Origin of the sequence: Lysobacter enzymogenes, assembly GCF_017168095.1 — a bacterium.
In the GTDB taxonomy this organism is placed as follows: Bacteria; Pseudomonadota; Gammaproteobacteria; order Xanthomonadales; family Xanthomonadaceae; genus Lysobacter; species Lysobacter enzymogenes_D.
The window spans coordinates 1-11,393 of record NZ_LXSD01000455.1; the positions used below are offsets into that span (position 1 = coordinate 1).

Here is an 11,393-nt window from a genome sequence, read left to right on the forward strand (position 1 = left end):
GACCGTGCCCGCGCCGGCCGCGCCGCGCCCGGCATGCGGCGCGCTGGCGCAGGCCGCCAGCAGCAGGCAGGGCGCGAAGGCGAGGGCGGGGCGGATGCGCGTCATGGCGGGCTCGGCGTGGCGGAAAGAGCGGCCATTATCCGCAGCCGCGTTGCGGCCCGTCGTGTGCCGTGTGGCGGCATCGAGGGTGGCTGCGGGGCCGCGGGCGGGGCAGGGCGCCGGGCTGCGTTCGCGCGCCGGCGCGGGCAAGCGCGGGCACGGGGGCGACGGACATGAAAACGCCGCCCGCAGGCGGCGTTCTCGTGTCGGTGCGAGCGCGGTCGGCGCGGGCGACGCCCGCGGCAGCGGCCGGCTCGGCGCCGCTTACTTGATGTTGTCGAGCATCCAGTCGACCGTCGCGCTGACCTGTTCGTTGGTCAGGGCCGGGTTGCCGCCCTTGGGCGGCATCACGCCGGAGGTGCCGGTGAAGCCCTCGATGGCGTGCTTGTGCAGGGTGTCCTTGCCCTTCGGGATGCGCGCCGCCCAGTGCGAGGCGTCCAGGGTCGGGGCGCCGCCGGCGCCGGACTTGTGGCAGCCCGCGCAGAGGCTGTCGAAGATCACCTTGCCGTCCTTGGTGCCGCCGTAGGCGACCTGCGAGGCGGCCTTGGCCGCCGCCGCGGCCACCGCCGCCTGCTGCGCCGCCGCGCCGGTGGCGCCGGCGTAGACCGCGCCGGTCGGCGCGATGCGGTTTTCGGTGCGCTGGGCCGCGCGCGGATCGATTTCCTGCGGCAACTGCTTGTGGACGAAATAGGCCGCGATCATCAGGCCGAGGGTCACCAGCATCAGGAAGCCGATCACCATCGAGAATTTCTTCAGGAATTCCAGGTCGTAATTGCGCACGGTCCACCTATTGCGTGCGCCCCCGCCGGGGGCGCATCGAGCCATCGACGTGGCCGCCACCGGGGTTCGGCGCGACCGCTGCACGGACCCGCCCTAGGACGGTCCGCCCTCCGCCGGTTGGGGCGGATTCGCGGACCGGGAATGCCGGTCGGGTAGTTCCGCCGGACAGTTTAGCCCAAAGCCCGGCCTGCGCGGATCGTCGCGGACCGGCCCGGCGCGCGGCGCGCAAACGCCCGCCGCCGTTGGCTTTGCGTCGTCCACGGGGAGGCGGGGCGGCGACCGGTGCGCCTTGCGCCGGCCCGCGGGCGCCCCTATAACCTTCCCGTTCCATGAGCACGGTCACGGACGATGATCGCGGCGAGCCAGGACGCGCGGCCCGCGCCGTGCCTTCGCCACCCGCACGCGCCGCGCTTTCCGAAGATTTTCCAAGGACACCCCACAAGGACCGCCCGTATGTCCCGCTGGACCACGCAAGAACTGATCACCCGCCTGCAGGCCACCTTCGGCGCGCACAACGTCGAGGAAGTGCCCACCGCCGACGCCGCGATCCAGGTGACCCTGCCCGAGAGCGGCGACCTGGGCATCACCATCGCCCTGACCGACCGCGAGATCTTCGTCTCCACCCCGCTGGTCGAATCCAGCCAGGTGCGCGACGCGCACGGCTTCAACGAGGCCTGCCTGCGCCTGAACCCGATCAACCCGCTGTCGAACCTGGGCCTGACCACGATCAACGACCGCGACGTCTACATCGTGTTCGGCGAGATGGCGCCCGACTCCAGCGCCGAGCAGATCGAGCTGGAAATCCGCACCCTGGCCGACAACGCGATCGACGCGGTGGAAGCCCTCAAGTCCTACCTGGTGAGCGCATGAGCATCCTGCAGAAAATCCTGACCCTGTTCCGCGGCACCGCGCACGAGGCCGGCCAGGCCGTGGTCGACGCCAACGCGCTGAAGATCCTCGACCAGGAGATCCGCGACGCCGGCACCGAGCTGGCGCGGTCCAAGGAAGAGCTGACCAAGGTCATGGCCCAGCGCCAGCTGCAGGCCAACCGCAGCAAGGACCGCTTCGCCAAGAAGGCCGAGTACGAGACCTACATCGCCGGCGCCCTGCGCCAGGGCAACGAGCAGCTCGCGCGCGAGGTGGCCGAGCGCCTGGCGGCGGTCGAGACCGACCTGAAGAACGACGAGCAGGCCATCGCCAGCTTTGATGCCAGCATCAACCAGCTCAAGACCGCGATCAGCGCCACCGAGCGCAAGCTGGCGCGGGTCAAGCAGCAGGTCGACACGGTCAAGGCCACCGAAGCGGTGCAGCGCGCGCAGACCGCGGTCGCCTCGCGCCACTCCGGCGCCAACGGCAAGGTCACCACCGCGCTGGACTCGCTCGAGCGCATCCAGCAGCGCCAGGCCGAACGCGGCGCGCGCCTGGAAGCGGCGGCGCAGCTGGAATCCGAAAGCGGCGACGGCGATCTGAACAAGCGCCTGGAAGCGGCCGGCCTGCTGCCGGAATCGACCAGCGTCGACAACATCCTGGAGCGCTTCCGCGAGAAGCCGGTGCAGCAGCTGAGCCACGAGCCGCTGTCGCTGCCGGCGGCGGAGGTGAAGCAGGCCGACCAGGTCGAGCGCAAGGATTGAGGCCGCCGTGCGCGGCGGCGGCCGTGGGTCGCCGCTGCGCAGCGTTCGCATCGGGCGCGGATCGCCGAGGTTGCGGCGCGACGGGCGTTGCGCCGTAGCTTCGTTGTCGCGGTCGCAGCTCGCGCAGCTCCTACAGGGGCTGCGGCCGGTTTCGTCTCCGACTGTAGGAGCTGCGCGAGCTGCGACCGCGACAACTCAACTACGGCGAACCGAACCTCGCCGATCGCCACTGCGGCCTGCGCCGGCCGTCGATGAACGACACGCGACGGCGCACCAAGCGCCGCCGGAGGAAAGGGACTTGAAGCAGCGCGCTCCACGCCGCGGACCGGCGCCATGATCGTCCTGGGCAAGCTCTACCGCAGCCTGCGCGGCCACCTGCGCCGGATCAGCTGGGGCGTGGTCGCCGCCGCGCTGGCGCTGCACATGACCGGCACCTGGCTGCTGCTGGCCTGGGCCGGCGAAGCCAAGCTGCTGGGCTGGGACGCGTTCGTCTACTACTACGTGACCACGGCCAGCACCATCGGCTACGGCGATCTCTCGCCGGGCAGCGCCGCCGGGCGCTGGGTCGCGGCCTTGTTCGTGATGCCCGGCGCGATCGCCCTGTTCGCCTCGATCCTGGCCAAGACCAGCGCCGGCCTGCTGCATTTCTGGAAACGCCATCAGGTGGGCAAGATGAGCTACGACGACTTGCGCGGCCACACCGTGCTGATCGGCTGGCACGGCCGCGAATCGCAGCGGCTGGTGCAGCTGCTGCTGGCCGATTCGCATACCGACGACGAAGGCATCGTCCTGGTCGCCGAGGGCGTGGCCGAGAATCCGCTGCCGGACCAGATCCGCTTCGTCGCGGTCGAGTCCTACGCCGACTGCGGCGAGTACGCGCGCGCCGCGCTGGGCGGCGCGGCGCGGGTGATCGTGCACGCGGCCGACGACGACCGCTCGCTGGCGGCGGTGTTCGCGGTGATGGCGCACCGCCCGGCCGCGCACATCGTCGCCCACTTCGAATCCGAAGCGGTGGCGCAGCTGGTGCGCAGCCATTACCCGCATGTGGAATGCACGCGGCCCTTGCACGTGGACGTGATCGCGCGCGCCGCGCAGGACGCCGGCAGTTCGCTGGTGGCCGGCGAATGGCTCGGCGCGGGCGGTCCGACCCAATTCAGTTTGCAGGTGCCCGACGCCGCCGCACCGGTGCGCGCGGGCCTGCTGGCGGCGGCGTTCCGCCAGCAGGCGGCGCTGTGGATCGGCTACCGCGACGGCCGCACCGCCGCGCCGGTGCTCAATCCGCCCGATCATGTCGAGATCGCGCCGGGTACTTTGTTGTATTACCTTGCCGACGCGCGCATCGACGGCGCGCGCCTGCCGTGGGCCGCGCTCGCGGCGGCCTGAAGCGGCGCACACGCACAGACGAACGACGAGGTCATCGCGATGGGTTGGTTGGACGGATTGTTCGGCGGCAAGAAGCGCGGGGACGCCAGGCCCGCGCTGCCGTTCGCGCACGAGCTGCCGCTGGGGCTGCGCATCAACGGGCGGGTCGCGTTCGACACGCTGACCTTCCGCGCCAACCCGCAGGCCTGGATCCTGCGCCTGCCCGAAGGCCACCAGGGCATTCCCTGCTACGGCCACATCGACCTGGGCGGCGGCCATGCCCTGCACCGGTTCTATCTCGACGACGACGCCTACCTGCAGGTCAGCACCGCCAACGGCCAGGTCGAGGGCATCAAGGCCTTCGTCTTCAACGACACCGTGAACCCGGCCAACCAGGCTGCGTTCAAGCGCTTCATCCAGGACAGCCCGCACCTGGGCGCGGCGTCGATCGAATACGCCGGCCGCACCTGGTTCCGCGAGTTCGGCGACGATGTGGCCGAGCGGGTGCCGCCGGTGGTCTACGACGAGGTGCTGTACCGCCACGACCCGCCGCGGCGCGACGACGACCTGACCCACTACGCCATGCTGTACCGGCGCGAGATTCCCGAGCTGGACAGAGACGAATTCCTGCTGGTCACCGCCGAGGACTACGGCCCCAGCGAATTCGTCGTCACCTACGCGCTCGGCATCGACCTCAACACCGCCGATCTCGACATCACCTGAAGCGCCCGCGACTCAAGCGCCCGCAATAGACAAGGACTCCTCTCATGGACGCACCGATCAACGCCCACAGTTTCCTCAACTTCCTCGCCTACGCCGGCACCGGCATCGGCGTGCTGATCCTGGCCGCGCTGGCGGTGTCGATGATCACCCCGCACCGCGAGCTGAGCCTGATCCGCTCCGGCAACGCCGCCGCCGCGACCGGCTTCGCCGGCACCCTGGTCGGGCTGGCGCTGCCACTGCATTCGGCGATCTCCAACTCGGTCAGCCTGGTCGACGCGGCGATCTGGGGCGCGGCGGCGGTGGTGGTGCAGGTGTTCGCCTACCTGATCGCGCGCCTGGTCGCGCCGAAGCTGTCGCAGCAGATCACCGACGGCCAGGTCGGCGCCGGCGTGTTCTACGCCGGCGTGTCGGTCAGCGTCGGCCTGATCAACGCCGCCGCGATGACCCCGTGAGCGACGCCATGACCACGAACGCCCACGACGACGCGCCGCGCGGCAAGCGCTCGCGCAACCTGCGCCTGGTGCTGATGGCGGTGGCCGCGCCGGCGCTGCTGGCCGGCTGCGACGACGATCCCAGCGGCAAGATCCTGACCTCGCGCGAAGAATGTTCGGTGCAGACCGAGATCTCGCGCGAGGAATGCGAGAAGGCCTATTCGCAGGCCCTGGTCGAGCACGAGAAGCTCGCGCCGCGGTTCCAGAGCGAGCAGGAGTGCAACCAGCAGTTCGGCGCCTGCACGCCGCTCAACGGCGCGGCCGCCGGCGCCCAGCCGACCTACATCCCGCCGATGACCGGCTTCCTGCTCGGCTACGCGGCCTCGCAGCTGATGAGCGGCGGCAACCGCTACTACCACATCGGCGGCGTCTCGCCGCTGTACCGCGATTACCGCAGCGGCGGCTACCGCAAGCCCGACGGCCGCGAGATCAGCACCTACAGCGGCACCGTCTACGGCAAGAAGGCCGGCGACACCGCGCTGCCGGCGCGCGCGGTCACCGTCTCGCGCGCGGGCTTCGGCTCCAGCGCCGCGGCGCGCGGCGGCTTCGGCCGCAGCAGCTCCAGCAGCAGCCGCGGTTTCGGCGGTTGATCCTCCACTTTCGCGAGAGCGCATGAAACGCATCGTCGTACCCGAACGCCCGGACTGGCGCGAACAGGCCGAATCGCTCGGTTTCCGTTTCCACACCATCGACGGCGCGCCGTACTGGGACGAGCGCGCCTGTTACGCGTTCGGCCTGCGCCAGATCGAGGACGACATCGAGCAGCCGACCCAGGAGCTGCACGACATGGCGATGGCGCTGGTCGACGAGGTCGTCGGCTCGGAGCAACTGCTCGAACGCCTGGCGATCCCGCGCGAGTACTGGGACTGGATCGCCGACTCCTGGCGCCGCGGCGAGCCGCACCTGTACGGCCGCATGGACCTGGCCTACGACGGCCGCGGCCCGGCCAAGCTGTACGAACTCAACTACGACACGCCCACGTCCTTGTACGAAGCGGCGTATTTCCAATGGCTGTGGCTGGAGCAGAGCATCGCCCGCGGCGTGTTCGGCGACGGCAGCGACCAGTACAACCGCATCCAGGAACTGCTGATCGAAACCTTCGGCGCGCTGGCGCGCGACGGGCGCATCGCCACGCCGGTGCATTTCGCTGCGGTCGAAGGCTCGCTCGAGGACCAGGGCACGGTGCGCTACCTGCGCGACTGCGCCGAACAGGCCGGCGTGGACACGCTGGAACTGAGCATCGAAGGCATCGGCCTGAGCCGCGAAGGTTATTTCACCGACGGCGACGACCGGGTCATCCGCACCTTGTTCAAGCTGTATCCGCTGGAGTGGATGTTCGCCGAGGAATACGGGCCCAAGCTGGCCGGATCGCGGGTGCAGCTGATCGAGCCGGCGTGGAAGGCGATCCTCAGCAACAAGGGCGTGCTGCCGTTGTTGTGGGAACGCCACGCCGGCCATCCGAATCTGCTGGAAGCGCACTTCGAAGACGGCGCCGCCGAACTGGCGCCGGGCTGGGTGCGCAAGCCGCTGTTCTCGCGCGAGGGCGCCAACATCGAACTGGTCGGCCTGGACGGCGAGCGGCTGCGCAGCGACGGCCCTTACGACGACGGTCCGACCATCCGCCAGGCGCTGCATCCGCTGCCGCGCTTCGACGGCGCCGACGGCGAGCCGAACTATCCGCTGATCGGCAGCTGGGTGGTGGCCGACCAGGCCGCCGGCATGGGCCTGCGCGAGGACGCCGGCCCGATCACCCAGGACAGTTCGCGCTTCGTGCCGCACGCGATCCTTGAGGACTGAGCGCGCGGCGCCGGGTCGATGGGCGCCGCGCAGTCTTGAATCTCCTCCCGTGTCGGCCGCGCGCGCTCGGCGACGCGGTCGCCGTTCGATCGTGCGGCCTCATCCGCTGTCGCCGCAGCGTCGCGCTTTGCGGCTTGTACGTGCATGACTCTGTGAAGCGTTGCGCATACGTCCGCAGCGCATGCGCGCGCAGCGACTTGGTTGCGGAAGAAACCGGGTTGTATCCAGTTCGCAATTCGCGAATCGCGCCGATTCCATGAACGTTTCCGCGTCATATGACGAATGCGGAAACTGCGAAACCCCTCTGCAATTTTTCGCGCGATTCGCGCTTGCGCATCGGCGCCGCTGCACCATCGCCGACCCAAGATTGATCGCGACGGCGCGCGACGCCGCCACGGTTCGCCGGCCGCACCGGCGCTTGCGTCACTTTCTGAGGGGATACACGGATGACTTCGCATTCCAACGCACCCAAGCGCCTGGGCCTGGCCCTGGCCGTCGCCGCGATCGTCGCGGCGCCCGCCGCGTCGGCGGCGCAACCGGCTCAGGCCGGCGCGCGCGCGCTGGCGATGGACCAGGCGCGCGGGCTGGTCGCCAGCCACCTGAGCGCGCTGCAGGGCGATGCCCAGGACCGTTTCGAAGCGCGCGACGCGCTGGTCGATGCCGACGGCACCGAGCACGTGCGTTTCGACCGCCGCTACCGCGGCCTGCGCATGATCGGCGGCGACGTGGTGCTCAAGAGCCGGGGCGGCGAGCTGCGTTCGGCGCTGCTGACCTTGCGCAGCAAGCAGCGCCCGTCGCTGACGCCGCGCCTGAGCGCGGACGCCGCCGCGGTCGAGGCCGGCGCGCGCTTCGCCGGCCGCGTCGACAAGGTGTATTCCAACGAACTGGTGGTCTACGCGCGCGGCCGGCAGCCGGTGCTCGCGTACGAAGTCACCCTGCAGGGCGCCGACACCCGCGCGCATTCGGGCCTGGTGAAGTACTACGTCGACGCGGCCAGCGGCAAGGTGCTCGATGCCCAGGACCTGATCCAGACCGCCGCCGCGACCGGCGCCGGCAAGTCGTTCTACTACGGCGACCTGAGCATCTCCACCGATCAGAAGAGCGCGACCAAGTTCGACCTGATCGACACCACCCGCGGCAGCGGCAGCGTGTACGACGCCAAGGGCGGGGTGGTGTCGGGCCTGTTCGACATCTTCTCCACCACCTCCAGCGCGACCCTGTTCACCGATACCGACAACACCTGGGGCAACAACGCGCTCAGCGACCGCGCCACGCTCGCCGTCGACATCCATTACGGCGTCGGCGTGACCTGGGACTATTACAAGACCGTGCACGGCCGCAGCGGCCTGGCCGGCGACGGCAAGGGCGTGAAGAGCTACGCGCACACCAACTTCAAGACTTCCACCGGCGCCACCACCGGCGCCAACGCGGCCTACGTCGATCTGGTCAAGTCGATGTTCTACGGCGACGGCGACGCCTCGCGCAACGTCGGGCCGGTGGTCGGCCTGGATGTGGCCGGCCACGAAATGACCCATGGCGTCACCGCGGCGACGTCCAAGCTGGCTTACTCCGGCGATGCCGGCGGCCTCAACGAAGCGTCCTCGGACATCTTCGGCACGCTGGTGGAGTTCTATGCCAACAATGCGCGCGATCCGGGCGACTACCGCATCGGCGAGGTGATGCGCGCCAACGGCGCGGCGTTCCGCGACATGTACAACCAGGCCGCCGACGGCAAGTCGTTCAACTGCTACCCGGCCGGCGGCTTCGACCCGAGCCAGGGCGCCGGCGGCGCGCACGATCCGCACTACACCTCCGGCGTCGGCAATCGCGTGGCCTATCTGGCCATCGAGGGCGCCAAGGTGCCGGCCGGGACCAGCCTGACCCCGGCGCAGCTGGTGTGCAACGGCGACACCGCCATCGCCGGCATGGGCCGCGACAAGTTCGGCAAGATCTGGTATCGCGCGCTGACCACCAAGTTCACCTCCAACACCACCTACCCGCAGGCGCGCGCGGCGACGCTGGCGGCGGCCACCGAGCTGTACGGCGCGAACTCGGCCGAGTACAACACGCTGGCGCGGGCCTGGAGCGCGGCCAACGTCAACTGATCCTGTTGCGCAGCAGTGCGGCAACGAACGGCCCGCCTCGTGCGGGCCGTTCTTCGTTGCGGGGTGTCGTGTCGTCATGCCCGCGAAGGCGTCCAGGGCTTCATCGCGACAGGACTCTGAAGTCTCTGGATCCCCGCCTTCGCGGGGGTGACGGAGTGGGAGTGGCGTCGCGAACCCGAAAGAAACGCCTTCGCAACCCACCTACCGTCATGCCCGCGAAGGCGGGCATCCAAGGCTTCATCGCGACATGGCTCTGAAGTCTCTGGATTCCCGCCTTCGCGGGAATGACGGGTTGGGCGAGACGCCGCGAACTCGCAAGAGACGCAGGAAATCCCCGTCGCCGGCCATCCCGCGACCGCCGTACCGGCGCCGCCGCAAGGCCTGTGCGATCCTGGCCGCCTCTTCCTCATCCTCGCGATCATGACCGCAGACGCGCCGGCCGCCATTCGTCCCGATCCGCCCGGCGGCGAACCGGCGTTCCTGCGCGAAGCCGGCGATATCGACATCGAAGCCTTCGGCCGCCGCTTCGCCGGACACGCCTGCCGTTTCGATCTGGCCGGCTACCGCGACGAGTTGTTCGCGCGCCACGCAATCGCGTTCGCGCCGCAGCTCGTGCGCGCGGTGCCCAAGCGCCGCAGCGAGTTCCTGGCCGGGCGCGTCTGCGCGAGCCGCGCGCTGGCGCGGCTCGGCGCGGCGCCGGCGACGATTCCGATCGGCCGCGACCGCGAACCGGTGTGGCCGGACGGGGTGGTCGCTTCGATCAGCCACGCCGGCGATCGCGCGCTGTGCCTGGCCGTTTCGGCGGCCGACACGCTCGGCCTCGGCGTGGACATCGAACGGCCGCTCGACGCGCAGCGCGCGGCGGAGATCCGCGGCGTGGTGGTCGACGCCGACGAGCACGCGCTGATCCAGGCCGGCTTCGACGACCCGGCCGCCGGCCTGGCCGCGGTGTTCTCGGCCAAGGAGAGCCTGTACAAGGCGCTGTTCCCGCAGGTGCGGCGGCTGTTCGGCTTCGAGGCGATGCGGCTGGCGCGCACCGGCGCGCAGCGGCTGGAGTTCGTCTGCGCCGAAGACCTCGCCGCGCAGGTCCGGCGCGGACAGCGCTATGGCGCGCACTACCGTTTCGACGCCGACGGCGGCGTGCTCAGCCTGGTCTGGCTGCCGCGCCCGGCCTGAGCGCCGCCGCGTCGCCCGGGCCGCCGCGCGCGCGCGGCTTTGTACGACAATAGGCCGATCATGCGTTGCCTGTTGATCGACAACTACGACTCTTTCACCTGGAACCTCGCCGACCTGATCGGCCGCGCGTTCGGCCAGGCGCCGCAGGTGCTGCGCAACGACGCGGCCGACTGGGACGCGCTGCAGGCCGATGCGCGCTACGACTGCATCGTGGTCTCGCCCGGGCCCGGCAGCGCCGTGCGCGCGGCCGACCTGGGCCTGTCGCGCCGCGCCATCGCCGAGTCGCGGCTGCCGCTGTTGGGGGTATGCCTGGGCTTCCAGGCCATCGCCCACGCCCACGGCGGCCGCATCGCCCACGCGCCCGAGCCGGTGCACGGGCGCCCGGCGCGGCTGCAGCACGACGGCCGCGAGCTGTTCGCCGGCCTGCCGCAAGGGCTGCGGGTGATCCGCTATCACTCGCTGATCGCCGCCGCGCCGCTGCCGCCGGAGCTGGAAGCCAGCGCGCACAGCGAGGACGGCGTGATCATGGCGCTGCGCCATCGCCAGCGGCCGCAGTGGGGCGTGCAGTTCCATCCCGAGTCGGTGCTGAGCGAGCACGGGCTGGCGATGATCGGCAATTTCCGCGATCTGGTGCGCCGCCATCGCGGCGCGGCGACGCTGGGTTGGCGCGAAGCGGCCGAGCCGGCGCTCGCCAAGCCGTCCGCGCCGGCCTCGCCATCGACCCCGACGCTGCGCGCGTGGCTGCGCCCGCTCGATCCCGCGCCCGACGCGGAAACCGTGTTCGCCCAGTGCTACGCGCACGCGCCGCATGCGTTCTGGCTCGACAGCCAGGTCGCCGACGAGGCCGGCTGCTCGTTCATGGGCGCGGCCGAGCCCGACGACGTGCTGAGCTACCGCATCGGCGACGACGACGCGGCGCTGTCGGCCGGGCGGGCGCTGCTGGCGCGGATGCGCGAAGAACTCGCGCACGCGGTCGCCGCCGTCGACGCGCCGCTGCCGTTCGAATTCCGCGGCGGCTACGTCGGCTATTTCGGCTACGAAGCCAAGGCGCTGTTCGACGGCGAGCGCGGCCACCTCGCCGCCGCGCCGGACGCGGTGTGGATGCGCGCGCGCCGCTTCCTCGCCTTCGATCATGCGACCGGCCGCGCCTGGGCGCTGGCGGTGGCCGACGAAGCGAACGCCGCCGCCGCGCAGCGCTGGCTCGACGACACCGTCGCGCGGGTGCGCGC

The 11,393-nt window shown here is 70.8% G+C and carries 11 protein-coding genes; 10 read left to right on the forward strand and 1 reads right to left on the reverse strand.

Features of this window, described 5'->3' with window-relative positions:
• Positions 1-363: 363 nt before the first annotated feature.
• Entirely contained in the window at positions 364-879 is a 516-nt protein-coding gene (locus tag A7A76_RS19410) for a c-type cytochrome (protein WP_206412756.1), read from the reverse strand.
• Between the two features lie 453 nt (positions 880-1,332).
• Here A7A76_RS19410 and A7A76_RS19415 point away from each other — a divergent pair, with 453 nt between their 5' ends.
• The 10 genes from A7A76_RS19415 to A7A76_RS19460 all read left to right on the forward strand — a co-directional run.
• Positions 1,333-1,749, forward strand: coding sequence for a YjfI family protein (locus A7A76_RS19415; RefSeq protein WP_206412757.1), 417 nt, complete (start codon positions 1,333-1,335; stop codon positions 1,747-1,749).
• A complete protein-coding gene (locus A7A76_RS19420) occupies positions 1,746-2,510 on the forward strand; it encodes a PspA/IM30 family protein (RefSeq protein WP_206412758.1) in 765 nt (254 codons plus the stop codon). The genes A7A76_RS19415 and A7A76_RS19420 overlap by 4 nt, the downstream gene beginning before the upstream one ends.
• Before the next feature lie 333 nt (positions 2,511-2,843).
• The gene (locus A7A76_RS19425) at positions 2,844-3,893 is read left to right on the forward strand and encodes an ion channel (protein ID WP_206412760.1); all 1,050 of its coding nucleotides are present in this window, start codon (positions 2,844-2,846) and stop codon (positions 3,891-3,893) included.
• A gap of 33 nt (positions 3,894-3,926) precedes the next feature.
• Positions 3,927-4,595 carry a DUF2491 family protein gene (locus A7A76_RS19430; RefSeq protein ID WP_428995197.1) on the forward strand — a complete coding sequence of 223 codons (669 nt, stop codon included), beginning with the start codon at positions 3,927-3,929 and terminating at the stop codon, positions 4,593-4,595.
• A gap of 44 nt (positions 4,596-4,639) precedes the next feature.
• The gene (locus A7A76_RS19435) at positions 4,640-5,047 is read left to right on the forward strand and encodes a DUF350 domain-containing protein (protein WP_206412764.1); all 408 of its coding nucleotides are present in this window, start codon (positions 4,640-4,642) and stop codon (positions 5,045-5,047) included.
• Between the two features lie 8 nt (positions 5,048-5,055).
• Positions 5,056-5,676 carry a DUF1190 domain-containing protein gene (locus A7A76_RS19440; RefSeq protein ID WP_206412766.1) on the forward strand — a complete coding sequence of 207 codons (621 nt, stop codon included), beginning with the start codon at positions 5,056-5,058 and terminating at the stop codon, positions 5,674-5,676.
• A 22-nt stretch (positions 5,677-5,698) separates the two neighbouring features.
• Positions 5,699-6,883 (forward strand): glutathionylspermidine synthase family protein, encoded by a 1,185-nt coding sequence (locus A7A76_RS19445; RefSeq protein ID WP_206412768.1) that lies wholly within the window; start codon positions 5,699-5,701, stop codon positions 6,881-6,883.
• 446 nt (positions 6,884-7,329) lie between these two features.
• A complete protein-coding gene (locus A7A76_RS19450) occupies positions 7,330-8,988 on the forward strand; it encodes a M4 family metallopeptidase (RefSeq protein WP_206412770.1) in 1,659 nt (552 codons plus the stop codon).
• Positions 8,989-9,408: 420 nt separating this feature from the next.
• Complete coding sequence (locus tag A7A76_RS19455) at positions 9,409-10,164, forward strand: 4'-phosphopantetheinyl transferase family protein (RefSeq protein ID WP_206412771.1); 756 nt, start codon at positions 9,409-9,411, stop codon at positions 10,162-10,164.
• 60 nt (positions 10,165-10,224) lie between these two features.
• Positions 10,225-11,393: glutamine amidotransferase-related protein (locus A7A76_RS19460; protein WP_206412774.1), on the forward strand; the 1,169-nt coding region annotated here is incomplete at its 3' end.

Bases quoted from the DNA above. Each gene is read 5' to 3' on its own strand.
- A7A76_RS19440 (WP_206412766.1), top strand. From the start codon at position 5,056: ATGACCACGAACGCCCACGACGACGCGCCGCGCGGCAAGCGCTCGCGC.
- A7A76_RS19450 (WP_206412770.1), top strand. From the start codon at position 7,330: ATGACTTCGCATTCCAACGCACCCAAGCGCCTGGGCCTGGCCCTGGCC.
- A7A76_RS19455 (WP_206412771.1), top strand. From the start codon at position 9,409: ATGACCGCAGACGCGCCGGCCGCCATTCGTCCCGATCCGCCCGGCGGC.
- A7A76_RS19435 (WP_206412764.1), top strand. From the start codon at position 4,640: ATGGACGCACCGATCAACGCCCACAGTTTCCTCAACTTCCTCGCCTAC.
- A7A76_RS19425 (WP_206412760.1), top strand. From the start codon at position 2,844: ATGATCGTCCTGGGCAAGCTCTACCGCAGCCTGCGCGGCCACCTGCGC.
- A7A76_RS19420 (WP_206412758.1), top strand. From the start codon at position 1,746: ATGAGCATCCTGCAGAAAATCCTGACCCTGTTCCGCGGCACCGCGCAC.
- A7A76_RS19415 (WP_206412757.1), top strand. From the start codon at position 1,333: ATGTCCCGCTGGACCACGCAAGAACTGATCACCCGCCTGCAGGCCACC.
- A7A76_RS19445 (WP_206412768.1), top strand. From the start codon at position 5,699: ATGAAACGCATCGTCGTACCCGAACGCCCGGACTGGCGCGAACAGGCC.